The sequence below is a fragment of the Massilia sp. GER05 genome, assembly GCF_052056005.1.
Classification (GTDB): domain Bacteria; phylum Pseudomonadota; class Gammaproteobacteria; order Burkholderiales; family Burkholderiaceae_D; genus Telluria; species Telluria orientalis.
The window spans coordinates 5,384,282-5,409,828 of the sequence record NZ_CP178858.1; the positions used below are offsets into that span (position 1 = coordinate 5,384,282).

16 protein-coding genes are annotated in these 25,547 nt (G+C 67.7%); 7 read left to right on the forward strand and 9 right to left on the reverse strand.

All coding sequences use genetic code 11. The features are described from left to right. The first annotated feature begins 92 nt into the window (after positions 1–92). A complete protein-coding gene (locus ACL58G_RS23915) occupies positions 93–827 on the forward strand; it encodes a siderophore-interacting protein (protein ID WP_440963399.1) in 735 nt (244 codons plus the stop codon). Between the two features lie 86 nt (positions 828–913). Here the strand turns inward: ACL58G_RS23915 and ACL58G_RS23920 are convergent, their stop codons facing one another. The 3 genes from ACL58G_RS23920 to ACL58G_RS23930 form a co-directional block, all read right to left on the reverse strand. Further along, positions 914–1,471, reverse strand: a complete 558-nt coding sequence (locus tag ACL58G_RS23920) for a PEP-CTERM sorting domain-containing protein (RefSeq protein ID WP_440963400.1) — start codon at positions 1,469–1,471, stop codon at positions 914–916. Between the two features lie 11 nt (positions 1,472–1,482). Beyond that, a complete protein-coding gene (locus tag ACL58G_RS23925) occupies positions 1,483–3,825 on the reverse strand; it encodes a family 43 glycosylhydrolase (protein WP_440963401.1) in 2,343 nt (780 codons plus the stop codon). Positions 3,826–4,088: 263 nt separating this feature from the next. After that, positions 4,089–5,054, reverse strand: a complete 966-nt coding sequence (locus ACL58G_RS23930) for an MBL fold metallo-hydrolase (RefSeq protein WP_440963402.1) — start codon at positions 5,052–5,054, stop codon at positions 4,089–4,091. 114 nt (positions 5,055–5,168) lie between these two features. Between ACL58G_RS23930 and ACL58G_RS23935 the strand changes: the two genes are divergently transcribed. Continuing rightward, positions 5,169–6,281, forward strand: a complete 1,113-nt coding sequence (locus ACL58G_RS23935) for a sensor histidine kinase (RefSeq protein ID WP_440963403.1) — start codon at positions 5,169–5,171, stop codon at positions 6,279–6,281. Then, positions 6,278–7,078 carry a LytR/AlgR family response regulator transcription factor gene (locus ACL58G_RS23940; protein WP_440963404.1) on the forward strand — a complete coding sequence of 267 codons (801 nt, stop codon included), beginning with the start codon at positions 6,278–6,280 and terminating at the stop codon, positions 7,076–7,078. Before ACL58G_RS23935 ends, ACL58G_RS23940 begins: the two co-directional genes overlap by 4 nt. Here ACL58G_RS23940 and ACL58G_RS23945 read toward each other — a convergent pair whose 3' ends face one another. The 3 genes from ACL58G_RS23945 to ACL58G_RS23955 all read right to left on the reverse strand — a co-directional run bounded on the left by ACL58G_RS23945 (position 7,079) and on the right by ACL58G_RS23955 (position 14,008). After that, a complete protein-coding gene (locus ACL58G_RS23945; RefSeq protein WP_440963405.1) occupies positions 7,079–8,980 on the reverse strand; it encodes a sialate O-acetylesterase in 1,902 nt (633 codons plus the stop codon). 60 nt (positions 8,981–9,040) lie between these two features. Continuing rightward, positions 9,041–11,383, reverse strand: coding sequence for a dockerin (locus ACL58G_RS23950; protein ID WP_440963406.1), 2,343 nt, complete (start codon positions 11,381–11,383; stop codon positions 9,041–9,043). Positions 11,384–11,680: 297 nt separating this feature from the next. Beyond that, positions 11,681–14,008, reverse strand: a complete 2,328-nt coding sequence (locus ACL58G_RS23955) for a dockerin (RefSeq protein WP_440963407.1) — start codon at positions 14,006–14,008, stop codon at positions 11,681–11,683. 200 nt (positions 14,009–14,208) lie between these two features. Here ACL58G_RS23955 and ACL58G_RS23960 point away from each other — a divergent pair, with 200 nt between their 5' ends. Further along, complete coding sequence (locus tag ACL58G_RS23960; protein ID WP_413388074.1) at positions 14,209–15,162, forward strand: IS1595 family transposase; 954 nt, start codon at positions 14,209–14,211, stop codon at positions 15,160–15,162. 101 nt (positions 15,163–15,263) lie between these two features. Here the strand turns inward: ACL58G_RS23960 and ACL58G_RS23965 are convergent, their stop codons facing one another. Next, positions 15,264–18,290 (reverse strand): TonB-dependent receptor, encoded by a 3,027-nt coding sequence (locus ACL58G_RS23965; protein WP_413388073.1) that lies wholly within the window; start codon positions 18,288–18,290, stop codon positions 15,264–15,266. A 218-nt stretch (positions 18,291–18,508) separates the two neighbouring features. After that, positions 18,509–19,747 carry an ABC transporter substrate-binding protein gene (locus tag ACL58G_RS23970; RefSeq protein ID WP_413388072.1) on the reverse strand — a complete coding sequence of 413 codons (1,239 nt, stop codon included), beginning with the start codon at positions 19,745–19,747 and terminating at the stop codon, positions 18,509–18,511. Positions 19,748–19,813: 66 nt separating this feature from the next. Here ACL58G_RS23970 and ACL58G_RS23975 point away from each other — a divergent pair, with 66 nt between their 5' ends. From ACL58G_RS23975 to ACL58G_RS23985, 3 genes are all read left to right on the forward strand, one after another. Beyond that, positions 19,814–20,509, forward strand: a complete 696-nt coding sequence (locus ACL58G_RS23975; protein WP_413388071.1) for a response regulator transcription factor — start codon at positions 19,814–19,816, stop codon at positions 20,507–20,509. Then, positions 20,493–21,947: a sensor histidine kinase gene (locus tag ACL58G_RS23980; protein ID WP_413388070.1), complete on the forward strand. Its 1,455-nt coding sequence runs from the start codon at positions 20,493–20,495 to the stop codon at positions 21,945–21,947. The genes ACL58G_RS23975 and ACL58G_RS23980 overlap by 17 nt, the downstream gene beginning before the upstream one ends. Positions 21,948–22,008: 61 nt before the next feature. After that, positions 22,009–24,546, forward strand: a complete 2,538-nt coding sequence (locus tag ACL58G_RS23985; RefSeq protein ID WP_413388069.1) for a bifunctional diguanylate cyclase/phosphodiesterase — start codon at positions 22,009–22,011, stop codon at positions 24,544–24,546. On the opposite strand, the gene ACL58G_RS23990 is transcribed toward ACL58G_RS23985, so the two are convergent. After that, positions 24,535–25,467, reverse strand: a complete 933-nt coding sequence (locus ACL58G_RS23990) for an SDR family NAD(P)-dependent oxidoreductase (protein ID WP_440963408.1) — start codon at positions 25,465–25,467, stop codon at positions 24,535–24,537. The genes ACL58G_RS23985 and ACL58G_RS23990 overlap by 12 nt on opposite strands. Between the last annotated feature and the right edge of the window lie 80 nt (positions 25,468–25,547).

Genomic DNA, 25,547 nt, shown 5'->3' on the forward strand with positions numbered 1-25,547 from the left:
GAGCGCGGGCGACGGGGGATTTTGGTTGACTTCATCAACTATATTTCGCATAATGGGCAGGTAGGTGACATTATCAACTAATTGGAGCAACGATGCAGCAAGCTGAACACCTTCTCGTCCGCCGCGTCCGCCATGAGCTCAAGCTGCGCGAACTGACCGTGGCGCGCATCGAACGCCTGGGCGACGCCTTCGCCGCCATCACCTTCACGGGCGCGGCGCTGGCCGATTTCACGTCCCTGTCGTTCGACGACCACGTCAAGTTCATGTTCCCGGACGCGGATGCGGACGGCGGACAGGTGAGGCGCGACTATACCCCACGACGCTTCAGCCGCGAAGCCCTGGAACTCACGATCGAGTTCGCGCTGCACGGCGACGGCAAGGCGTCCGATTGGGCTCGCAACGCGGTGGTGGGGCAGCGCGCCCTCGTTGGCGGGCCGAAAGGTTCGATGATCGTGCCGTTGGAACTCGACTGGCACCTGTTGACGGGCGACGCGACCGCCCTCCCCGCCATCGCGCGGCGGCTGGAAGAACTGCCGGGCGGCAGCCGGGCGATCGTGCTCGTGCACGCGGCGCCGGCCGACCGGCGCGTGTTGAGGAGTGCCGCGGACGTGGACCTGCGCTGGTTCGATACGCCGGAGGCGCTCGTCGCGGATCTGCAGGCGCTCGCGCTGCCGCCCGGCCGCGGGTTCGCGTGGGGCGGCGGCGAAGCGTCATTGATGGCGCGGGTGCGCCAGGTGCTGAACGAACAAGGCGTGCCGCGCGAGGCGACGCGGGTGTCGGCGTACTGGAAACAGGGCGTCGCCGAGCACCACGAGAACCTGGAGTAATCGATGACGATTGCGCTCGGTGGGCACAGGGTGCCCACCCTACGTCTTCGTGGGCCGTAGGGTGGGCTCCCCGAGCCCGCCACGCCTCACACGGCGCGCTTGCGCCTGCGGCCCGCCATCAAGGCGAACAGCGACGTGCCCATCAACGCCAACGACCCCGGCTCCGGCACCGTGAACTCGTCCATCGCCCACGCCGTCGGGCTGCTGTTGTAGATGACGAGCGTATCGATGCCGGCCCAGTCCAGCTGGACCCAGCGCGGCGCCGTCGTGTCCAGCGTGAAGGCGCCCGACGTGACCAGCAGCTGGCCGTTGCGCCAGCCTTCGAACGAGATCTCCTGGTCGATCCAGGCCGACGTGAAGTACGCGCCGGTGAACGCCCACGCATTGCCGTCCGCCTTCGAAATCGTCGCGGGCTGGCCGAACCAGTTGTACGCCACGTTGGCCGGCGACACGACGCCCGCCTCGAAGCCGCTGCCCGGGTACGCATCGGCACGGATCGTCCCCATGTTGTCCCAGTTGAAGCCCGCGTAGCCGGCATCGATGGGCAGCGACTCGTCGCCCGGCAGGTCGTCGAAATGGATGACCGTCGCATGCGCCAGCGCGCAGGCCATCGTGGCCAGCAGGCCGATGATCGTCTTCTTCATGTTCATCCCTTTCAGTGTGCGATGCCGGCGACTTCGGCATCGCTCAAGGCCGCGTTATAGATGCGCAGTTCGTCGATCGCGCCCTTGTACGGGGTGTCCCAGTAATTCACGCCCAGCGCGAAGGTGCCGGTCGTCGTCGTGAACACGTTCGGGAAGTTCGTGCCGGAGAAGCGCTTGACGCCGTTCACGTACACGTTGACGGCGCCGTTGTTGACGGTGAACGCCACGTGCGACCACTGGTTCACGGGGATGTTCATGCCCAATCCCGCGTCGTACCAGGCGGCGCCCGACCACAGCATCGACGCGCCGCCCACGCCGCCATGCCCCATCGGCAGGAAGCTGACCCACGAATCGGTCGTGCGCGCGCCGAAGAACGTCGTCGTGAACGCCGTCAGTTGCGCGGGTTTCAGCCACATCGCGACGGTGTACGTGTTCGACGAGATCAGGCCGTTCGGCAGGCGCACGCCGGTCGCGCCGTCGAACACGGCCGCGTTGCCGCGCATGCCGGCGCCGTACGTCAGGCTGCCGCCCGCCGTGTCGATCTTGCCGCCGCTGACCGAGCCGGCCGCGAAGGCGCCGTTCGAATCCGCGAGATTGCCGTCGAACGCGTAGTACGCGACCAGGCCGCCCAGCTTGCGCACGGTGACCGTGAACGTCTTCGTCAGGGTGGCCGTGCCCTTCGTGATGCGCGCGGTCAGCGTGACGTTCACGGCGCCGGTGGCCGGCGTCGTCACGACGCCCGTGTTGCTGACCACCGCCGGGTTCGACGACGTCCAGCGGATGACGGCATTGCGGGCCGCGCTCGTCGGCAGCGTGAGGTTGCCCGTGACGGCCGTCGTGGCGCCGAGGCTCAGCTCATTGTAGATGGCGGTCGCGACCTGCATGTCGGTGCGCGGGATCAGGCGGCTGCCGAAGATGGCGATGCCTTCGCGCGACGACGCGGTGAACGTCGTCACGTACGACCGCGACGTCTCGTCCCACTGCGTCAGCAGCACGCCCTTGTACGTCGATGCGCCCGGCAGGTTGATCTCGACCTGGTTGGTGCCCATCCTGCGCCACGTGCCGGACACTGCCCCGGTGATGCTGCCGTTGGCGTTCAGCGTGATCAGCTGCGACTTCTTGATGGTCGCCGTGATGTCCTTGCCGTGGTTGACGTACAGGTAGTCGCCGAACACGAATTCCGGCCGCACGGCCGTCGCCGTCTCGTTCGCGTAACGGTACGGCGCCACGACGGGCCAGCCGTCCGCGTTCATGAACATCTGGTGCACGCGCACCTCGTGCTGCTCGCCGCGTTCCGGGAAGCGCGTGTGGAAGATGAGGAAGTGCTTGCCGGTCGCCGGGTCGTACCAGGCCGAGTTGTGGCCCGCCGAGACATAGCCCGTGCCGATGCCGGTGCCCGCCTCGCCCAGCTTGCGCTCGAACAGGAAGTTACCCATCATCTTGACGCCGTACGGCGCGATCGACGCGTCGTCGAACAGCGGTTTCGACGGATCCGACTTCACGTTCGCCATCGCATTGCCCTGGGCGTCATAGTACGGGCCATCCGGATTGGTCGAGCGCGCGACACGCATGTTGTAGCCGCCGTTCGCATCCAGGCCGCCGAACGAGGTAAAGAGGTAGTAGTACGACGTGGCCGGGCTGTACATGATGTACGCGCCTTCGATGCGGGAGTGGTTGCCCCCAGTGAGGCGCTTGCCGTAGCCCTGGTTCGGATACGGGAAGCCGGTGGCGGGGTTCATCTGCATGATGAAGATGCCGCCCGAGTACGAGCCGTAGACCATCCACAGCTTGCCCGCGTTGTCGAAGAAGACGTTCGGGTCGACGGTGTTCGGGTGCTTCAGCGCGTCGTAGACGGTGCCGTCGTAGCTCGGCTGGCCCCACATACCGGACTTCAGGATCACGCCCTTGTTGACGTACGGGCCTTCCGGACTGTTCGCGACGGCGATGCCCAGCGCGGACCGGGGCGCGTCGCCCTGGCAGGCGTCGTAGTACATGTAGTACTTGCCGTCCGCGAGCTGGCGCACGTCCGGCGCCCACAGGGTCGTCGTGTTCGCCCATGCGAAGGTCTCGGCCAGTTCCGTGTAGACGTTCTTCGAGCCGTTCAGGAACAGCGGATTGGTGGCGCTGACGCCGTCCGTCATCTGCGTCCACTTCATGAGGTCCTTCGACTTGGCCGATGCCAGGTGCGAGCCGAACACGTAGAACGTGTCGCCGGCCTTCAGCACCGACGGGTCGTGCACGGACGCGTTCTGGAACGTGGGGAGCGTGGCGCCGGCCTGGGCGCATGCATTGGCGGCGATGAAGCAGGACGCGAATAGCGCGCCCAATCCCGCCAGGGACAAGGGTTTGTTCACTGTAGTCTCCGTCTAATAATTATGGTTGCGGACGGAGAATGCGGCATTTTCAGATGCTTTGCAACAGGGCCGGCAGCGCATCTAAGTCACTGATTCGACCGGATAATTTACAGATTTCAGCAGAGAAACAGCTGCGATTCCAAAAAAACGGATTTAGGGTCGTAAATAAAAAATATGATGATCGATGAGGGAATCCGCGATAACTTTTTTTGGAATGGAATCGATTCGAAAACCAAAAAGGATATCGCAGGTTTTTTTACGTGTTACAAAAAATATTTTGCGGCCAGCGTGCCGTCGCGGCCCAGCAGGTACCGGTCGAAGTCGCGCGCGAGGAACAGGCTGCCCGCGTACTCGCTCCTTGCCTCCGCCTCCAGCGCGCCCATCGACAACGGCCCTTCGCCGTCCTGGTAACGGGGACTGAAATGGGTCAGCACGAGGTTCGGCAACCGGGCCGCCTGCGCCATCCGCGCCACCCGCAGCGCGGAACTGTGCATCGGCCCCGGCCCCACTTTGAGTAGCACCTCTTCCGTGTAGGTCGCCTCGTGGATCAGCACGTCGGCCGTGCGCGCCGCCTCCAGCAGCAGCGACGGGTCGTCGTTGTCGCCGCCCACGACGACCGTGCGCGCCTTGCGCGGCGCGAGCAGCCAGTCGGCCGCATGCAGCACGCGGCCGTCGTCCAGCACGACATCACTGCCTTGCTGGAGTTCGCCCCAGGCGGGGCCCGGCGCGATGCCGGCCGCGCGCAGCCGGGCCGTATCCAGCTTGCGCTCCACCGTGCGCTCCGTGAAGCGGTACGCCCAGGACGGGATCCGGTGCGACAGCGCGATGGCGTCCACGGCCAGGTCGGGCAGGACCGGCCTGCCGGCCAGGCCGTCGACGGCGATGAACTCGAGCGGATACGGCAGCCCCAGTTCGCTCGTCGCCATCGCGCCGTCGATGAAGGTGCGCAGCGCCGGCGGCCCGACGAGGGCCAGCGGGGCCGTGCGGTTCAGCATGCCGGCGCTGGCCAGCAGGCCGGGCAAGCCGTAGCAGTGGTCGCCGTGCAGGTGGGTGATGAAGATGGCGCGCAGGTCGTGCAGCGACAGGGTCGTATGGAGGATGCGGTGCTGCGTGCCTTCGCCGCAGTCGACGAGCGACCAGCCCCCGTCCGGCCCCCGGAGGGCCAGGCCGCTCACGTTGCGGGTCTTGCTCGGGGTGCCGGACGAGGTGCCGAGGAACTGGAATTCCATGCTGGACGGGCCAATAAGTGGTTTCGGTCCGATTATCCCCCGTTTCGGTCGGCCCCAAGGCGGTTTCGTCGCAGCCGGGTTGCCGCCGTCCGGGCCCGGCGGCACAATTCCGGCATGAACACCCTCTTCCGCTTTTTTCCCTCCACGCGGGGCGCGTGCCGCCCGATCGTCCGCCGCCTGGCTGACGACATCGGCCTGACCGTCATCGTGTGCAGCATGACCGCCGTCCTGATCACGCTCGTCAACGGCAGGACGTTCGAACTGTACGACCAGATGGTGTACTCGATCTGCGTCGGCCTCGTGGCGCTGGTGGTCCTCGACGGCGTCCGCCTCACGCTCCTCGACGATCCGGCACGGCGCCGCCGCTGGCTGGTGCCGTGCATCGTGCTGCTCGTCGCGATGGCGCCCGTCGCGCACTACACCGGCATCTCGATGGGCAGCCTGATCCTGGGCCACCCCCTGCCCGACCTGTCCGAGTACCCGAACGACCATGGCCAGAAAGGCATGATCGGGCTGACCTTCCTGGCGATCAGTGCGATGGCCCTCCTGATCCTGAACCGCGAACGGGTCGAGCGCATCAAGCTGGAACGCACCGAGGCCAAGGCGCGCGCCGAGACGATCGAACGCCAGGCCCTGCAGGCGCAACTGCGGCTGCTGCAGGCCCAGATCGAACCGCACATGCTGTTCAACACGCTGGCGAACCTGCAGGGCCTGATCGCCATCGACCCGCAACAGGCGAGCCGGATGCTGGACCACCTGATCCAGTACCTGCGCGCCACCTTGTCCGCCACCCGCGCCGAGACGACGACGCTGGCCCAGGAATTCGAGGCGGCCGAAGCCTATCTCGGCCTGATGGCCGTGCGCATGGGTGCGCGCCTCGCGTACCGCTGCATCCTGCCCGCCGAACTGCGGAGCGCGCGGCTGCCGGCGATGCTGCTGCAGCCGCTCGTGGAAAACGCCATCATCCACGGCCTCGAGCCGAAGATCGAAGGCGGCACCGTGACCGTGGAGGCGAGCGCGCGCGCCGGCCTGCTCGAGATCTGCGTCAGCGACACGGGCCTCGGCCTGGACGACACGCAGACCGCGGCCAAGGGCACCGGCGTCGGCGTGACGACGACCCGCGAACGCCTGCAGGTGCTGTACGGCGCGCGCGCCGCCCTGACCCTCATTCCCGCCCAGCCGCACGGCGTGCTGGCCCGATTGACGCTTCCTTTGGAGACCGCATGAACGCAACGCCACCCATCCGCGCCCTGATCGCCGAGGACGAACCGATCCTCGCCGCCACGCTTGCCGCGACGCTGCGGCGCCTGTGGCCCGACCTCGACATCGCCGGCACGGCGCCGAACGGCGTCGCGGCCGTGCAGCAGGCGCTGGAACTGCAGCCGGACATCCTGTTCCTGGACATCAAGATGCCGGGCCAGACCGGCCTGGAAGCGGCGCAGGAACTGGCCGAACGCTGGGAAGGTGCGCGCCCGTTCCCGCACATCGTGTTCGTGACGGCGTACGACGATTACGCGGTGCAGGCGTTCGAGCAGGCCGCCGTCGACTACGTGATGAAGCCGGTGAGCGACACGCGCCTTGCGCGCACCGTCGAGCGTTTGCAGGCGCTCACGGTGCGGGACGCGCCGGCCGCTGACGGCCTCGCGCAACTCGTCGAGCAGATGCGCGCCCTGCTCCCGGCAGGCGCGGCACCGGCCGAGCGCCTGACGGTGATCCGCGCGGCGGTCGGCAACATCATCCGCATGATTCCCGTGCAGGAGGTGCTGTACTTCCAGGCGCTCGACAAGTACGTGAACGTGGCGAGCGCCGAGGGCGACGCGCTGATCCGCCTGAGCCTGAAGGACCTGCTGCCCCAGCTCGATCCGGACCAGTTCCGCCAGATCAGCCGCGGCGCCATCGTCAACATGCGGCACGTGACGAGCGCGAGCCGCGACGATGCCGGCAAGCTGACGCTGCACCTGCGCAACCGGGCCGACAAGCTGCGCGTCAGCCCGTTGTTCGCGCACCTGTTCAGGCAGATGTGATCAGCGCACGTCCAGCCGGAACGGCGCGGCCGGCAGGCCGTCGCCGCCGAACAGGTTCACGAACGGCGCATCGGCCCACGCGTAGCGTACGCGCGTGACGCCGGGCGCCGCCGCACCGGGCAGGACGATCCGGTCGCCGGCGACGCGCGCGTCGGCATAGCGGCATGCCTTGCCCGCGCACACCTCGAAGCCGATCGCGCGGTCGGCCGAATACGTCTTGAGGCCGGCGCCCGTGTCCCTGAACGTCACGACGATGTCCTTGCCCTTGCGCGCCGCCGCGACGGCCGTCGGGCCGCCGGGCGCCGTCTGCGCGCCGTACGCGACGGCGCGCGCCGCCCGCGCGAGACGTTCGCCGACGACCGTCTTCTGGGTGGGGTGGATGTCGAAGCGGTCGCCCACGTCGAGCGTGACGGCCAGCCCCGCGTGCGCATCATGCGCGACGGTGTCGGCCTGCGCCGCGCGCAGCTCGGCCCATGTGGAATCGCCCGGCGCCGTCGCCGTCGCGCCGTACGACGTCAGTTGCACGACGAGGAAGGGCAGCGTGGGCTGGCCGAAGCGCTGGCGCCAGTCGCGCATCAGCATGGGCAGCAGGGTGCGGTATTCATCCGCCGCGTCGGCATTCGCTTCGCCCTGGTACCACGCCGCCAGCTTGAATTTGTAGCCGACCAGCGGCGCGATCATGCCGTTGTACAGCGTCGTGTAACTCGTCAGCATGTCCCACGGTGCCGGCGGCACGGCGAGCCCCTTCAGCGCGCTGCCGCGCCGGACCTTCCACGCGGCCGGCAGCGGGATCGCCTGGCCGTCGCTCAGGCCGATGGTACGGTTGGCCGGCGCGCCCGTCATGCCGCCGCTGCCCAGGACGCGCAGGACGATCACGTTGCGGCCCGGCTTGAACACGCCCGCCGGCACCGTATAGTCGCGCCCCAGCCAGGCCAGCCCGGCGCCGCCCACGCGCTGGCCGTTGACCCAGGTGGTGTCGTACGTGTCGACGGGGCCCAGGTGCAGCGCGTTGGCCGCCCGCGCCTGCGCTTCCGTCAGCGTGACGGTCGTACGGTACCACGTGACGCCGTCGAAACTGGAGCCAGCCGGCGTGACGCTCTCCCACGCGCTGTCGTCGAAGTCCGGCGCGACGAAGGCGCGCTGCGCGGCCGTCGCCGGGTCGTGCGCGCGCCACCAGGCTTCCGTGCGCGCATCCTGGGCGCGCTGCGCCGCCGCGGGATCCGTGCCGTATTGCGTCACGAGGTCGATGCCCGTCTTGTAGTCGCCGAAGGTGCGCAGCGACTCGGCCCCGATCCAGCCCTGGATCGTCGTGCCGCCCCAGCTGGCCTGGATGAAGCCGACCGGCACCTTGTAGTCCGCCTGCAGCGAACGGGCCATGTAGTAGCAGACGGCGGAGGCGTCGCCGATGGTGTCCGCGTTCATCGGCGTCCACGCGGCCGGCGCGAGGAGGTCGTCCTGCGGCGCCAGCGCGCTGTTGCGCGGGACGTTCAGGTAGCGGATGCGGTCGTTCTGCGCGGTATAGGTGGCGCCGATGGCGTTCGTCGACGCGCGCTGGAGGAATTCCATGTTCGACTGGCCCGAGCACAGGTAGACGTCGCCGAGCAGGATGTCGGCGCGGCTGACCGTCTGCCCGTCCGAGGTCGCGGTCAGCGCGTACGGCCCGCCCGCCGGTTGCGGCGGCAGCTGCACCTTCCACTTGCCCTGCGCGTCGGCGCTGGCGCTCGCCGTCTGGCCGCCCAGGGTCACGGTCACCTTGCCGCCCGCGCCGGCCGTGCCCCACACGGCAATGGGCTGGTCGCGCTGCAGCACGGCGTGGTCGGAAAAAATGCGGGCGAGGCCGAGGTCGGCCGCCTCGGCCGGCAGGCAGGCGGCGAGTGCGAGTAAGAGGAAGGTCTGCTTCATGATGTGTCGTTGTCGATGAAAAAAAACCGCCGCGGCCGATGCCGCGGCGGTCGATACTGCTCAGTTAGTATAGATCACGCCACGTCCGTTGCCGCTGAAGTAGATGCGCCCGTACGTGCTCCAGTCGCCCGCGATCACGCCGATGCCGGCGTACTGGTGGGCGTCGTCGTTGAAGCGCGCCCACGTTGCGCCGCCATCGTCGGAATGCCAGATGCCCCACACGCCGCCCCGCGTGCCGACGACGTAGACCGCGGCCGAGTACGACGCGCCCGACTGCGCCTTGCCCAGCGCGATCCTGGTGGCGCCTTGCAGCGCCCCCGTCGAGCCGCTGGCGGCGACCGTCGCGAAGCCGGAGAGCTTGGTCCAGCTCGCGCCCGAATTGGTCGAGTGGTACACGGCGTTGCCGTCGGCCACCCACAGGTCGCCCGAGGCGTTCGGATTGCCCACCATCGTCGTGAGCCCGAAGTCATTGGGGGCGAAGTTCGCCGCGACCGAACCCTGGACCAGCGCGAACGAATGGCCCCCGTCGGTCGACTGGTAGACCTTGCCCGTCGTGCCGTTCCACCACGCGCCGCCCCCGTCGAAGGCGTACACCTTGTTCGGGCTCTGGCGGTCGACGACCAGGCGATAGGCGTTATTCAGGCCGCCGTTGGGCGCGGGCAGGCCGCTGACCTGGGTCCAGCTCGCGCCATTGTTCGAGGTCCAGGACGGGATCGAATTGGCGGGCGCCCACACGATGTTATTGCGCGACGTCGTCACGATGCTCACCGTGTCGGCGAAGTTGGTGGAGGCGCCGGCGGGGAGCGATGCGAAGTTCGACCACGAGTTGCCGCTGTCGCCGGACCAGGCGCCGTAGGCGGTCACGGGCGTGTTGGAGGTGATACCGACAGCGACGATGTAGTTCGGATCGGACCACAGCACGTCGGCGGCGTCGCCATTGCCCCATGCGCTGTTGGGCGTCCGGGTCGGCTTCGTCGCGAGGTCCGTCTGGACCCAGTTGCCGATATCGCCCGCGCTGTTGACGAACTTGTACGACGCGCCGGCCGGCGGCGTGACGAGCGCCAGGGTCGCGGTTTCCTCGAGGTTGTTGACCGGAGCATCCCAGCTCGGGTTGGTGGCCGACGCGTTCCAGGTTTCCCAGACGCCGCCGCCGTGGACGTGCAGGATGTGATCCTTGTTGGTCGGATCGATCTCGATGTCGTCCACCCAGCCCCTGTAGTCTCCGCCCCAATGCGTCATGCCGTCCGCGATTTCGCGCCAGCTGCCGGGGGCGCCGCCGTTGTCCGACAGCTGGACGACCGGCTGGCCGGCGCTCCAGGTACCGGTCACGGCCAGCGCGATGCGGGCCGTCGAGCCGGTGCCGTAGACCGACACGCCGCCGTAGCCGCCCTGCGTGGTGGTGGCGAGCTGGGTCCAGGACTCGTTGAAGCTTACGCCGCCGAACCGGTAGAGGTAGCCGGGACCGCCGGCGCCCTGCCCGGCGTTCTGGTTGAACACCACGTAGTAGTTGCCGTCGCTGGTGCGCACCATGTGCGGGACGTAGTAGCCGGACACGTTGGACGGCACCGGCACCGGCGTCCACGTGGCGCCGCCGTTGACGGACTTGTACATGGTCGAGGTCAGGCCCGCCTTCTGCACGTAGTCCGGCGCGATGGCAGCGTACATGATCCACGTCGTCGCGCCGCCGCCCACGTTCGAGTTGTCGAACATGATCTGCTCGACGCCCACCGGAGAACTGCCCAGCCCCTGGATCTCGCTGGCCGACAGCACCTTGCTCGACAACCCGGTCTGGGTCCAGGTCTGGCCCGAGTTCGTGCTCTTCCACAGGCCGGCCGTGCGCGAGGCGTAGAACAGCGTCGACGGGTTGGTGGGGTCGGCCTTCAGGCGTTCGCCGATGGCGCGGGCATTCTCGTTGCCGCCCACCGGAAACGGCAGGTCGTAATGCGTCCAGCTGGCACCGCGGTCGCCCGAGACATAGATGCGGCCGTTGATCGGGGTGCCTTGCCAGTCGTGCGACGTGATGCCCGTGACCAGGTACACCTTGTTGTCGTTGGTCGGATCGACGGCAATGCTTTCGACGCCGTGGTAGGCACCGTCGCCCCCGCCGAACCCGATGCCGTCGGTGATGGGCGTCCACGAGCCGCCCCCGTTCCAGCGGTAGGCGCCGCCGACGTCGGTGCGGGCGTACATGACGTTGTAGCTGGTCGGATGGTAGACGAGGCCGGTGACGTAGCCGCCGCCGCCCCACTTCGCGCTCGTGTAGCTCGTGGCCGAGCCGACGGTGGCCGCGACGACGGGGGCTTGCGCCGTGGCCGACGGGCCGGCGGTGCGGTCGCCGCCGCTGCAGCCTGCGACGAACGCCGCAACCGCGGCCGAGATGATGAACAGGTGCTTCCGATGCATGAGATCTCCTCTATTGGATTGGCTGAGAACGTAGCTCCGCCGTCCTGGCTGCGCCCGCATGCGTGTGCCGGCACTCGTTATGGTGAAAACAATCCCGTACTCTTGGACATCCCCGATCGGAGCACATTAATGTGTCGACGTATTTTTATTAACAAACATTAAAGAGTTTAATGCCCGTATTTTTCAACTGTCAACACAACTCACGGTTACAGGAGATGTAACAGGAAATGAACGACAAGTCCGCTGCAGATCGTTCCCGTTCTGCAGCGGTCCTGGGTTGCCTCAAGGTCGTATTGCTCAGTTGCTGTAGATGAGGCCGCGGGCGGCGCCGTTGACGTAGAGTCGGCCGTAGGTGTTCCAGTCGCCCGCCATCACGCCGGAGTCGCCGAACTGGTGGTTGTCGTCGTTGAAGCGGGCCCAGGTGGCGCCGCCGTCGTCCGAGTGGAAGATCCCCCACTGGCCGTTCAGCGTGCCTTCCACGTAGATCGCGGCCGAGTACGGCGCGCCGGCCAGTGCCTTGCCCAGCGCGACCTTGGTGGCGCCCTTCGTGCCGTTGGCGGACGCGAACGCGCCGACCTGCACCCAGTTCCAGCCCGAATTCACCGAGTGGTACAGGGCATTGCCGTCGGTCACCCAGATGTCGCCCTCGGCGTTCGGGTTGACGACCATCGCCGTGTCGCCCCAGGCGTTCGGCGCCATGGCCTGCGCACCCCACATCCCGCTCAACCCGAAGTTGTGGCCGCCATCGTACGAGATGTAGACCTTGCCCGGCTCATTGCTCCACGGCGCACCGCCGGAATCGAACGCATAGACCTTGCTCGGATTCACGCGGTCCGCGACCACGCGATAGGCGCGCTGGAAGCCGTTCCAGACGGCGTTGAACGCCGGCAGGTTGGTCGCCGTCCAGCTTGCGCCGCTGTTCGTGCTGTACGACGGCACCGAATCGGGCGGTGCCCAGACCAGGTTGTTGCGGGACGTGACCGCGATGCTCTGCACGTGGCTCTGGCTGGCCGCGGCGCCGGTCGGCAGGGACGCGAACTGGTTCCAACTGCTGCCGGCGTCGCCCGACCAGAACGCCTTGACGGTGTGGCCGTTCTTGTTGTCGACGCCGGAGGCGGCGATGTAGGTCGGGTCGGACCACGCCAGGTCGGCCGCGTTACCGCTGCTCCACCAGTTCATGGGGCCGCGCGTCGGCCGCGTCGCGAGGTCCGTCTGCGCCCAGGTGCCGATGTCGCCCGCACTGTTGATGAACTTGTAAGGCGCGCCGGCCGGCGCCGCGACGAGGGACAGCGTCACCGTCTCTTCGAGGTTGGCGACCTTGGGACTCCAGGTGGGCGTGGTCGACGACGCATTCGTCGTTTCGCAGATGCCGCCGCCGTGAATGTGCATGATGTGGTCGCGGTTGGCGGGGTCGATCGCGACGCCCTCGACCCAGCCTGCGCACTCGTCCGCGGCGATGCCGGTATGCGGCATGTTGGCTTCGGCTTCGTGCCAGGCGAGGCCGTCGTTGTCGGACAACTGGATCAATTGGTTCGAGTCGGCCCAGCCGGTCACACCCAGCGCGATGCGGGTCGTCGGGCCGGTGCCGGACACGGACAGGCCGGCGAAGCCGACGTTGGCGTCGAACTTGAGCTGGTTCCAGGTGCCGTTGTTGCTGGCGCCGAACTTGTAGAGATAGCTCGGACCGCCGGCGCCCTGGGCCTGGGCGCCAGCGGCCGTATTGGGATGCGCGCGGAACGCCATGTAGAAGTTGCCGTCGGCCGCACGCACGACGTGGGGAATATCGTAACCGGCCACGTTGGACGGGATCGCAACGGGCGCCCACGTGGCGCCGCCGTTGGTGGACTTGTACAGGGTCGACGCCAGGCCCGCCGCCTGCGCGTAGTCGGAGGCGACGGTGGCCCAGACGATCTGGGTCGGCGCTGCGTTCTGGCTCTGCACGAACGGGGTATCGTAGATGATCTGCCCGACGCCATACAGGTTCGGCCCCTGGAGCACCGTCTTGCTCGAGAAGCCCGTGACCTGGTTCCAGGTATGGCCCGAGTCCGTGCTCTTCCAGATGCCGGACTTGCGCGAGCCGTACATCAGCGTCGTCGGATTCTGCGGATCGACCGCCAGGCGTTCGCCATAGGCCCGAGCGTCGTCGTTGCCGCCGATCGCGAACGGCAGGTCGTAGTGCGTCCACGTGTTGCCGCGGTCGCTGGAGATGTAGATGCGGCCGGGCGTGTCGTTACCCACGCTGTCGCCGGTCATCATGTAGACGAGCTGGTCGTTGTTCGGATCGAGGGCCAGGCTTTCGACGCCATGGAACCGGCCTTCGCCGCCGCCCCAGCCAATCCCGTCGGTGATGGGGATCCACGTCGACGCGGCCGCATCCCAGCGGTAGGCGCCGCCCACGTCGGTGCGGGCGTACAGCAGGCTCGCATTACGCGGGTGGTAGACCAGGCCGGTAACGTAGCCGCCGCCGCCCCACTTCACGCTCGTCCAGCTGGTGGCCGAGCCGACGGTCGCGGCGAGGACCGGGGCGGCCGTGCCCGTCGCGCCGGGGGTCGTGCTGCCGCCGCTGCAGCCGGCGAGGAGTGCTGCGAGCAAGGCCGGGATGATGATATTCGTTTTCCGTTTCATGATGTCTCCGTTGTTATCGAGAGGAACATTAACATGATGCATATACTTAGTTAATGAACATGAACGGAGTCTAATACTCACACTTTTCCACTGTCAACAGAAACACGCATATAAAAAAGGCTGTGTTCGCGCTAGTTATGTGAACTGTAATTCGTTGCAGAGGTCATACGCATCGTCGAGTTAACTCATGAGGAGTGGCGATGCGCGGCCTGACGTTCGACGAATTGTTCGCCATGTTGCTGGCGGTGCGGTTGTCGCCAGACGACCTGACCCGGCTACGGGAATGGATCGGCGGCATCGCGGATCCGGCCGAGTGCATCGCCCTGATCGAGCAGGCGGCGGCGGGCCGGCCGTGTCCGCACTGCGGCTGCGCCCGTAAGCACCGCTGCGGCCAGGCGAGTGGACTGCAGCGCTTCCGTTGCCTCACATGTGCGCGCAGCCACAACGCATTGACCGGTACGCCGCTGACGCGGCTGCGCAAGAAGGAGCTCTGGCTGCCGTATCTGCAATGCGTGCTCGAATCGCGCACGGTGCGTAATGCCGCGCAGGTCGTCGGGGTGCATCGTACGACCAGTTTTCGATGGCGCCATCGGTTCGTGCCCGGCGCCATGCGCGACCGGCCGGCAACGCTGTTGGCCATCGTCGAAGTCGACGAGACGTATCGGCTCGAATCGCAGAAGGGGGCACGGAATCTCGCGCGGCCGCCGCGAAAGCGGGGCGGCGTGGCCAAGCGGCGGGGTATCAATCGAGAACACGATTGCCTGCTCATCGCGCGCGACCGCAGCGGCCGTACGCTCGATTTTCATACGGGGCGCGGCCAGGTGACGGTGGCGCAATTACACGAGTGCCTCAAACCCGTGCTGCCGGACGACGTCCTCTTGATCACCGACGGCGCCATCGTCTATCGGCATTTCGCGGAGCAGGCCGGCATCACGCATGAAGCGGTGAACGTGAAAGCGGGCATCCGGGCGCGCGGCGCGATTCACATTCAAAACGTGAATAGCTGGCACAGCCGCTTCAAGAGCTGGCTGGTGCGGTTCCGCGGCGTGGCGAGCCGTTACCTGATCCACTACTCGGGATGGCAGCGCATGCTGGACGATCGTCGGCTCACGAAGCCGGCTCATCTGCTGTGCGCTGCGGTCCAGCTCGGCTAGGCAAGCGGGTTACCGAATTACCGCGAACACAGCCATAAAAAAAGGCGGCCGAAGCCGCCTGAAACATCTGCCGTCAGCAGAAGAGAGATACCTGGTTCGCGTCAGAACGAATAACGCATCTGCGCCGTGTAGCGCGGACCGGTCACGTACGCGCCGCGGACCTTGAAGCCGACGCCCTGCTGCATCAACTGCTTGTACATGGCGTTGTTCAGGTTCTGCGCCTCGAGGCCGAACGACAGGTTCTCGGTGATCTTGTAGAAGACCGACGCATCCACCTGGCCGTAGGCGTCCGACCACGTCGGCAGCGCGTACTGCACGTTGTGCTGGCCGAACGTCGGGCTGTTCGGGTTGGTGTCGGTGCCGTCGCCGCCGTTCGTGCCGTTGGCGTTGATGGCCTGCAGCGACTTCGAACGCCAGCTGTACGCCACGCGGGCCGAGATCGGACCACGGTCGAACAGCAGCGCCAGGTTGTACGAGTTCTTCGACAGGCCGTTGAGCGGCAGGTTGCCGAAGGTCTTGCCGTCCACGTCGCAACCGTTCAGGTTCAGGTTCAGGTTGTCCGCGCCGCTGCCGCCCGAGCAGTACGCCTGGTACACCGGGTGGTACAGGTCCTGGCTGCTCTTCACGTACGTGTAGTTCGCCTGCACGCCGAAGCCCGCGAGCCAGCCTGGCAGCATGTCGAAGTACTGCTGGTACGCCAGTTCGATGCCCTTCGCCGTGCCGTTCGCGCCGTTCACCGGACCCGTCGTCACGAAGTCATGCATCGTGCCGTTCACGTCCGGCAGCGAGAAGTTGTAGCTCTGGTTGATGATGACGTCGCTGAGCTTCTTGTGGAACAGCGCGGCCGTGAACGAACCCGTCGGCGCGAAATACCACTCGGCCGTGATGTCGGCCTGCTTGGCCATCGTCGGACGCAGCATCGGATTGCCGCTGCCGGTACCGGTGAGGCTGACATTGCTGACGTTGACGACGTTGGTCGCGGTGTTCGTGCTCGTGGTGGTCGCTTCCGACAGGCTCGTATAGGCCTGCAGTTGCGAGAAGTCCGGACGCGACATCGCCTTGCCGTAGGCGAAGCGGAATTGCAGCTTGTCCGACGCCTTCATGCGCAGGTTCAGCGTCGGCAGCACGTTGCTGTACGAATTGTCGAAGTCCTGCTTCTGCTGGAAGTTCGGGATGTTCGGGATCGGCACGCCGGTCACCGTGGCGCCGTCCGGGATGCTCGGGGCCGTGAAGCTGAACACCGTGTAGCCGTGGGCGACCATGTTGGTCTTCACGTAGCGCACGCCGATGTTGCCGTCGATCGGATACTTCAGGTCGTCGAAGCCGAAACGCAGCTGCGTGTACAGGGCCTTGCTGCGCTCCTTCTGGTCGTTGGTGCCCGACGGATCGGTGCCGAACGTCGCCGGTTTCCAGGCCCCGCAGCTGTCCAGCGTGCCGCCGCTGCGCTCGGCGCACAACACGTTGTAATACTGGTGCAGCTGCGAATACGTGCCCGGAAAGCCGTCGGCCACCGACGTGTTCGGGAACACGACGGCCGGCACCGACGCCTTGCCGTTGAAGAAGTTCGGGAACGTGTTCAGGTGCGTGCCGGCGGAGAAGCGCGGATCGCCCAGGTAGGCCAAATGGGTCAGCGGCTGCCACGAACCGACCGGGCCCACCTGCCACGGCTGGGTGATCGCCGCCCAGTTATAGCCCGGCACGGAGTTGATCGTCGTCGCATCGCGGTCGGTCAGGCGCACGCCCACGCGCAGGTCGCGCAGCACGGGATTGTCGAACTCGTACTTGACGTCGGTCTTCCAGGCCTTCTCGTTGGCGACGCTCGCGTCCTGGTGCTCCATCGTGAAGCCCCAGTAGTAATTGTTCGGATTGGCCATGTACGCCTTCGTGGCGTCGTCGAACGTCAGGCGCGCCGGCGTCGTGCTCATGTCCATGCCCATCTGCGGGATCTGCAGGCCGGTAGCGACCGTCGAGTCGAAACTGCCGGTGGTGGCGCGCACCTTCTGCAGGTCGGTCGTCACGGTCCACTGGCTGTTCAGGCGCCAGCGCAGGTTCCACGAAATGTCGGTCGTGGCCGACTTGCGCGTCGAGGTGCGGGTGTCGTCGTTGAAGTTGACGCCGCCGTCGGTCGGATCGGTGAGCACGCCGCTGATCATGGCGCCCTTCGGATCGAACTTGCCGTTCGCGACCTGCAGGTTGTACGGGCTGGACTGGCCGAAGATCGCCTGCTCGTCCCACTTCATCTTGTAGCGCGACTTGAACCAGGTGAGCGACGACTGGACGTTGCTGTTCGGCTTCCACTGGAACGCAGCATAGCCGCCGTCGCGCTTGCGGTCGAATTCCAGCGAACGGAAGCTCGCGGCGTTCGGCACCCAGACGGTCTGGCCGGGCACGACGTCGGTGCGCGGGTAGTAAGGCGAGACCTGGAAGGCGTCGGTGCGGGTGCCGCTCTGCGACGTGGCCAGGTCGAACAGGGCGCCGAACTCGCCGAAGCGCGTCTTCCAGCGGTCGGAGAACATCATCGAGTACGACGGCTGGGGCTTGCCCTTCTTCAGCGTGGAATACGTATCCTGCGCCGAGACCGACAGCTTGCGGCCCTTGAAGTCGAACGGCATCGCGGTGCGGAGGTTGATCAGGCCGGAGATGCCGCCTTCGATCTGTTCGGCCGACGGGTTCTTGTAGACGTCGATGCCGGCCATCAGCTCGGGCGGCACGTCTTCGAAATTCAGCGAACGGCCACCGTTGGCCGAGAACGAGTCGCGGCCGTTCAGCTCGGAACGCACGTAGCTCAGGCCGCGGACCATCACGCCCGAACCTTCGACCGAATAGTGTTCCGGGTCGCCCTTGGCCATGGTGCGGTCGATGGTCACGCCGACCACGCGCTGCAGCACCTCGGTGACCGAACGGTCCGGCAGCTTGCCGATGTCGTCGGCGACGATCGAGTCGACGACCTCGTCGGCGTTCTGCTTGATTTTCTGGGCATTTTCCAGCGAGGCGCGCTGGCCGACCACGATGACCGACGTGGTCCCATTGTCGGTGGCAGGGGTGGTTTGTGCATATGCCATGCCGCTGGCGAGCAGCACGACTTGAGACACGCCGACGGCGATAGCCGTTTTCCTGAACTGGTTCACATCATCTCCTTGGTTTGGAATGCGCCGTCGACGCGGCGTGAAACATTATTAACGAATATTCTCGTTAAATTAACGTGGCATTAATTAAGTCTACGCCGCAATGTTTTTGTTAGTCAAATCAAATAGTGAGAATGTTCACGGGTGTGGCCGAACAGATACACGCGAAAACTCACACTTCGGACCGAAGCGCGACGGTGCAAGGAGCAACAGGAGGGGAATCAGGGACGGCGGGCGGCCGCGACGAGGCGCTGCATCGTCGCGCGGGCGGTGATGCGGTCGTCGTGCCAATAGGCGCTGACGGCTTCGCGCATGGCATCCTCGACCGCGGGCGGCAGAGTCATGGAGATGCTGGGGACGAGCGTGCCGCCACGGGAGGCGGCCTCGAAGGCGGCGGCCGACTGCTTCGCGCAGCGGTCGAATTTCGTGAGGTCGACGCCCTGGCGCACCGGAATCGACCCTTTGACGAGGTTGAATGCCTCCTGCACGCCGGGCGCCAGCAAGTCGGCGGCGAAGTCCTGCTGGGCGCGGGTCTTGGCGGGGCTGTTAACCTTGAACAGGGCGAACGAGTCGACCGTATAGGCATAGGCCTTGGCCGTTCCGGGCGCGGGCACGCAGGCAAACTCCAGGCGGCCGCTGCGCTGCGCCGTCTGGAAGATGGGCTTGGCCCAGTCGCCCATGAACTGCATGCCCGCCTCGCCGTTCGCCAGCCGCGACGCCGCCACGTTCCAGTTGCGCCCCATCGCGGCGACGTCGGTGTACGGCTTGATGCGGCGGAACGTCTGCAACGCCTGTTCCATGACCGGGCCGGCCAGTGCGCCGGGGTCCAGCGCCACGAACGCCTTGCGGTAGAACTCGGGGCCGCCGACGCCCAGCACGACGTTTTCGAACAGGAGGAAGTCCTGCCAAGGCTGGCCGCCATGCGTGACGGCGATATACCCGGCCCGCTTCATGGCGTCGGCCGCGGCGAAGAAGTCGTCCCACGTGACCGGCACCTGGGCATTGGCGCGCTTCAGGATGCGCGTGTTAATCCACAGCCAGTTGATGCGGTGGATATTGGCCGGCACGGCGACGTAGCTGCCCTTGTACTTCATGGCGTCGCTGACGACGCGCGGCAGCACCGCGTCCCACTGGCCCGCGCGTGCCGTGGCATCCAGGTTGGCGAGGGCGCCTTCGCGCGCCCATTGCTGGATGACCGGCGCCTTCACCTGGGCCGCGGCCGGCGGATTGCCCGACTGGACGCGCGAGCGCAGCAGGAAGAGCGGAAAGCCGTTCGCGTCGGCCGTCACGGCGAAGTCCTTCCACGTATGTCCCTGGCGCTGCAAGGTCGATTTCAGCACGTCCACGGCGCGTGCGTCGTCGCCCACGTCCCAGAAGTGGAGCACCTCGAGTTCGCCCGCGTGTACGGCAGTGGCGCACCAGGCGGTAGCGAGCGCAATTGCCGTGGCGAAGACTTTCATGGCGTGCATCTTAGCCCGAAACGGTCGCCGATGGTAACGCCGTCACAAATCCGTTAATATTAAGAAATGCAACTTTTACTCGCCGAAGACGACCCCATCCTCGCAAACGGATTGACCGCACAACTGAATGCCGCGGGCTTCACCGTCGAGCACGCACCGAACGGCCCGGTGGCGGAATACCTGCTCACCCGGCAGAACTTCGATATCGCCATCATCGACCTCGGCCTGCCCATGGTCGATGGCCTCACGGTATTGAAGAACCTGCGCGCGACCCGGCCCGACTTGCCGGTGCTCGTCCTGACGGCCCTCGACCGGCTCGACAGCCGCGTGGCGGGCCTGAACGCCGGCGCCGACGACTACATGACGAAACCGTTCGAGTTCCCGGAACTGGAAGCGCGCCTGCGGGCGATCCTGCGGCGCGCACGCACGTCGGCGGCGGCGCCCGCCGACGTCGCGCTGTCCGGCCTCCACTTCGACCGGGCCGCGCGGCGCGCCGTCATCCACGGCGAACCGGTCGAGCTGAGCCCGCGCGAAGCGACCCTGCTGGAACTGCTGCTGGTCCATGCCGACAAGGTCGTCACGAAGGACCAGATCGCCACGGCGTGGGCCGGCGACGGCACCGAAGTCGGCGCGGGCAACACGGCGGAGGTCCACATCCACCGGCTGCGCCGCAAGCTGGAGAGTTCGGGCCTCGAGATCCGCACCGTCCGCGGACTCGGCTACCTGCTGGCCGTCGAGCGCGCCGATGGACGACCGGCCTGAACGGGGAACCCGCACGCTCTCCCTGCGCCGCCAGCTGGTCATCTGGGTGCTGCTGCCCCAGCTCGTACTGTGGGTCGCGGGCGGCTTCGCCACGTACCGGCTGGCCGTCCGCTACGTCAACCAGGCGGCCGACGCGACCCTGTCCCAGGCCACCCGCGCGCTGGCCCGAAGGGTCAAGCCCATCGGCAACGGCCTGCTGATCGATTTCCCCCGCGCCGCGCAGGAAGTGCTCGAGACGGATCCCAACGACCGGCTGTTCTACATGGTCAGCACGCCGCCCGGCGAATTCATCCTCGGCAACAACAGCATCCCGATGCCCCCCGCGTCCATGCGGCCGCGCCTGAACGACCCGTATTTCTACGACGGCGAGATCAAGTCCGCCGGTCCCGCCGGCGGACGCGGCCTGCGGGAATCGATGAAGGTCAGGATCGCGGCGCTCTATCTCCCTTACGCCGCGCCGGAAGGCAAGGAGCAGTGGATGCTCGTGCAGGTGGCGCGCAACATGGCGCACCGCGAGGACATCTTCAAGCTCATCCTGATGGACACCCTCCTCCCGTTGTCCGCACTGATTCCGCTGCTGACGCTCATCGTCTGGATCGGCACCGGCGCCGGCCTGGCGCCGCTGCTGCGCCTGCGCAAGGAGGTCGAGGGCCGCTCGCCGCTCGACCTGGCGCCGCTGCGGATCGAATCGGCGCCGCAGGAAGTCCACTCCCTCGTGCGCGCGCTGAACGCCCTGCTCGCGTCCGTGCGCCAGAACGTGAATGCGCAAAAGCGCTTCATCGCGGACGCGGCGCACCAGTTGCGCACGCCGCTGGCGGGCCTGAAGAGCCAGACGGCACTGGCGATCGCGGCGACCGACGACCCCGCGCTGATCGCGCGGCTGAAACTGGTGGACCAGAGCGCGACCCGCGGCGCCCACCTGATCAACCAGTTGCTGATGCTGGCGCGCGCCGATCCCGAGGCCGCGGCGGCCTCCGACAAGGCGCCGCTGGACATGCCCGCGTTCGTCCAGGAGATCGTCGCCGAATACGTGCCGCGCGCGCTGCGGGCGCAGATCGACCTCGGCATGGACGATGCCGAGCCGCCCGCCGCCGCGCCGCTGCGCATCGAGGCCAACGCCCTGCTGCTGCGCGAAGCGCTCACCAACGTGATCGACAACGCGATCAAGTACACGGGCCGCGGCGGCGAGATCACGGTCCGGGTTGCGCCGGATGGCGGCGACGTCCTCGTGACCGTCACCGACGACGGCCCGGGCATCCCGGAAGCGGACCGCGCCCGCGTCTTCGAACGGTTCGTGCGCGCCACGGACCAGGGCGAAGGGTGCGGGCTCGGGCTGGCGATCGTGCGCGACATCGTCGCGCAGCACGGCGGCACCGTCGAGCTGCAGGATGCACGGCCGCGCGGCCTGCGCGTGGCAATCCGCCTGCCCAGGCGGTGATCGCCCCCCGGCGGACGTCCGCCGGTTTATACTTGGGCTCGACATCAATGTATTGACGAACGTGCCCACTCCGACCCCTACCCCGCGCGACACGCGGCCGCTCGCGGCGGCGGCCATGCTGATCGTCGCGCTCACGGTGACGCTCGCCGGCCTGTTGGTGTCGAGCTACCACGACACGATCGAACGCGAGCAGACGAATCTGCGCAACCTGGCGGAAGCCTTCGCCGCCCAGACCCATTACGCCACGCTCGCGCTGGACCTGGCCCTCGCGCGCGCGGCGGAGCACGCGCCGCACGACGGCTCGGACACGGCGGCCGCCTTGCCCGGCGGCGCGCCCGAAGCCATTCCGGCGCGCGTGCGCAGGCTCGGGCCGGACGCGCCGCGCCGCCCGCTGCCTTCCGGCGCGCCGAAGATCGGCATCGCGCTGCCGCCGGACGGCGGTCCCGCCACGATCACCCTGGCGCGGGTGCTGCCCACCGGCCCGGCCGTCATCGAGGTGGACGCCGCCTACTTCCAGCGCATCTTCGATCCCGCCGACCTCGGACACGGCGGCTCCGTCACCCTGCACCAGCGCGACGGCACGATGCTCGTGCGCAGCCCGACGCTTCCCAGGGCCATCGGCCACTCCTTCATCCACACGCCGCTGTTCCAGACGCACCTGCCGCGCGCGGCCGTCGGCGCGTTCGAGGCGACGAGCCCCATCGACGGCGTGAGCCGCCTGTACGGCTACAGCGCCGTCGCCGGCTACCCCCTGCTGATCGTCACGGGTCGCGACCTGTCCGACACGCTGGCCGTGTGGCGCGGCTGGCTGTGGATCGCCGTGCTGGCCTGGGCGCTGCTGTCGGTCACGCTGGCCGCGCTGGCCTGGCGCATGAGCCGCGAGGCGGCGCGCCAGGCCGCGCTGATCGCCCGCCTGCAGGCCAGCGAGCGCCGGCTCGCGGACGGTGCGCGCTACCTGAAGACCATCCTCGATTCGCTCGCCACGCCGCTGTGGGTGCTCGATGCGAAACGGCGCATCGTGCTGTTCAACCGCGCCTTCCTGCAGTTCACGGGCCGGAACGAGGACGCGGTGACGGGACGGCTCGAAACGGAAGTGCTCGACCCGGCCGGCGCCGATGCGCGCGCCCGGCTGTATGCGGACAGCGCGGCCGACGGCGTGCATGCGCTGGAGGCGGAAATCCGCGACGGCAGCGGCGCCACCCGCACCGCGATCCAGCTCGCCGCGCAGCTCGGGAGCGAAGGCGGCGCCGTCCAGATCGTCAACAGCCTCACCGACATCACGGAACGCAAGCAGGTCGAACTGCGCCTTGCCTACCTGGCCGACCACGACCCGCTGACCGGTTTGCCGAACCTGAACCAACTGCGCCGCGTGCTGGCGGACGCGCTGCGGGGCGAACAGGTCGTCCTCCTGCTGATCGCGCTGGAACGCCAGCAGGAAGTGGCGGACCTGCTCGGCATCGAGGCGGGCGACGACGCCGTGCGCCAGGTCGCCGCGCGGCTCGACGGGCTGGCGCCCGCGGCCCTGTGCGTGGCGCGCGTGAAGACCAACGAATTCGCGGTGGTGCTGCCGGCGGGGCCGGGCCACCGCCCCGTCGACGCCGTCGCGCTCGAACTGCACGCGCTGCTGGCCGAACCCGTGCGCGTGGGCGGGCGCGAGTTCCACCTGGCGCCCGTGATCGGCATCGCGACGTATCCGCAGGACGCCGCGTCCGCCAACGAGTTGATGCGCCTGGCCGACATCGCCAAGCACCGCGCCCGCAGCGACGCGGGCGAGCCCGTACATTTCCACTCCGAGTCCACGCACCTCCAGCTGGACGAGCGGCTCACCATCGAGGAACAGCTGCGGTACGCGCTGGCGCGCGGCGAGCTGACGCCGCACTACCAGCCGAAGGTGGACATCGCGACGGGACAGGTGACCGGGTTCGAGGTGCTGCTGCGCTGGAACAGCCCCGTGCTCGGCCCCGTGTCGCCGGCGCGCTTCATCCCGATCGCCGAGCAAACGGGCCTGATCGTGCCGATCGGGACATGGGTGCTGCGCACCGCGTGCGCGCAGGCGAGCCGCTGGGCGCGCGAACACGGCATCGCCACCCGCGTCGCCGTGAACCTGTCGATCCGCCAGTTCTACCAGAAAGATCTATTGAAGGTGATCGCCGATGCGCTGGCCGACGCGGGCCTGCCGCCGCAAGCGCTCGAACTGGAGATCACGGAAAGCATCGCGATGAGCCGCGTGGACGTCGTCGAGCGCCTGCTGGGCGGCATCCGCGACCTCGGCGTGGAACTCTCGATCGACGATTTCGGCACCGGCTATTCGAGCCTGGCCTACCTGAAGCGCTTCCCCGTGCAGCGCCTGAAAATCGACCGGGCGTTCGTGCGCGACCTCGGGCGCGACGCCGACAGCGCGGCCATCGTCCGCTCCGTCGTCGCGCTGGGCCACGGCCTCTCGATGCGCATCGTGGCCGAAGGCGTGGAGACCGAGGAGCAGCTGGCGCTGCTGCGCGCGCTCGGCTGCGACGAATACCAGGGCTATCTGTTCGCGCGACCGATGGACGCATCCGCCGTGCCGGCCCTGCTCGGCCGCCCCGTCACGTCAGGCGCGTGAACGCACGGCCCTGCGCGGACGGACGCCGGCCGGCGGCAACGGGTGCGCGGGACGCGCCGGCGCGGGGACGTCGGCCGACGCGGCCAGGTCCGCCCACGCATCGAACCCCACTTTCAGCACGCGCAGGCGGTCGTACGCACGCTGCAACGCCGCCCGTCCCAGCACGAGACGCAGCGGACCGCGGCCGGCGGCGACGGCCTGCATGATGGCCTGGGCGCCGCGCGCGGTGTCGACCTGGGCGGCGCCCCGGCCCAGTGCCGTGCGGCTCGCCATGCCATCGTAGTCGGCAATGCCGGCCAAGCGCGGGACGGCGCCTTCCGCGTCGTCGCCGCTGCCCGGATCGACGAGCGTGACGCCGATGCCGAGCGGTTCCACTTCATAGAACAGCGCCTCCGCCAGTGCTTCCAGCGCGGAGCGCGCGGCATGGCTGAAGCCTTCGAACGCGGGCGCCTGCACGGACGCGCGGGCCAGCATCACGATGTGGCCGGCACGGCGCGCGCGCATGCCGGGCAGCACACGGCGCGCGAGGTTGATCGGGCCGAACACGTTTTCCTCGAACAGGGCGCGCATGGCGCCCTCCTCGCCTTCCTCGATCGCGCCCGGATAACGCTGGGCGGCGCTCGTCGCCAGCACGTCGATGCGCCCGAACCGCCGCTCGGCGGCGACGACGGCCGTGTCGACGCTGGCGGCATCCGTCACGTCCAGCGCGAGCGCCAGCGCGCGGTCCGGATGGCGGTCGACGAGGGCCTGCAGCTGCGCCGGCGCGCGCGCCGCGAGGACGGCATGCTGGCCGGACGCCAGCACGGCCTCCGCCAGCGCGGCGGCGAGGCCGGTGGTGGCGTCGGCGATGAACCAGAACGGGTTGCGTGGATTGCGACATCGTTCCTCCTTGCTGCGTGCGGAGTGCCAGACTTTAGGCACTCCAGGAGGATGATTCTAGATGCTGGACGGGTACGATTGAATAGGCGATTTTCCGAAAGTCTTGCCTAAAATTCCAAGCA

Excerpts from the sequence above, each read along its gene's own strand:
- ACL58G_RS23915 (WP_440963399.1), top strand. The coding sequence starts at position 93 with ATGCAGCAAGCTGAACACCTTCTCGTCCGCCGCGTCCGCCATGAGCTC.
- ACL58G_RS23920 (WP_440963400.1), bottom strand. The coding sequence starts at position 1,471 with ATGAAGAAGACGATCATCGGCCTGCTGGCCACGATGGCCTGCGCGCTG.
- ACL58G_RS23930 (WP_440963402.1), bottom strand. The coding sequence starts at position 5,054 with ATGGAATTCCAGTTCCTCGGCACCTCGTCCGGCACCCCGAGCAAGACC.
- ACL58G_RS23935 (WP_440963403.1), top strand. The coding sequence starts at position 5,169 with ATGAACACCCTCTTCCGCTTTTTTCCCTCCACGCGGGGCGCGTGCCGC.
- ACL58G_RS23940 (WP_440963404.1), top strand. The coding sequence starts at position 6,278 with ATGAACGCAACGCCACCCATCCGCGCCCTGATCGCCGAGGACGAACCG.
- ACL58G_RS23945 (WP_440963405.1), bottom strand. The coding sequence starts at position 8,980 with ATGAAGCAGACCTTCCTCTTACTCGCACTCGCCGCCTGCCTGCCGGCC.
- ACL58G_RS23950 (WP_440963406.1), bottom strand. The coding sequence starts at position 11,383 with ATGCATCGGAAGCACCTGTTCATCATCTCGGCCGCGGTTGCGGCGTTC.
- ACL58G_RS23955 (WP_440963407.1), bottom strand. The coding sequence starts at position 14,008 with ATGAAACGGAAAACGAATATCATCATCCCGGCCTTGCTCGCAGCACTC.
- ACL58G_RS23960 (WP_413388074.1), top strand. The coding sequence starts at position 14,209 with ATGCGCGGCCTGACGTTCGACGAATTGTTCGCCATGTTGCTGGCGGTG.
- ACL58G_RS23970 (WP_413388072.1), bottom strand. The coding sequence starts at position 19,747 with ATGAAAGTCTTCGCCACGGCAATTGCGCTCGCTACCGCCTGGTGCGCC.
- ACL58G_RS23975 (WP_413388071.1), top strand. The coding sequence starts at position 19,814 with ATGCAACTTTTACTCGCCGAAGACGACCCCATCCTCGCAAACGGATTG.
- ACL58G_RS23980 (WP_413388070.1), top strand. The coding sequence starts at position 20,493 with ATGGACGACCGGCCTGAACGGGGAACCCGCACGCTCTCCCTGCGCCGC.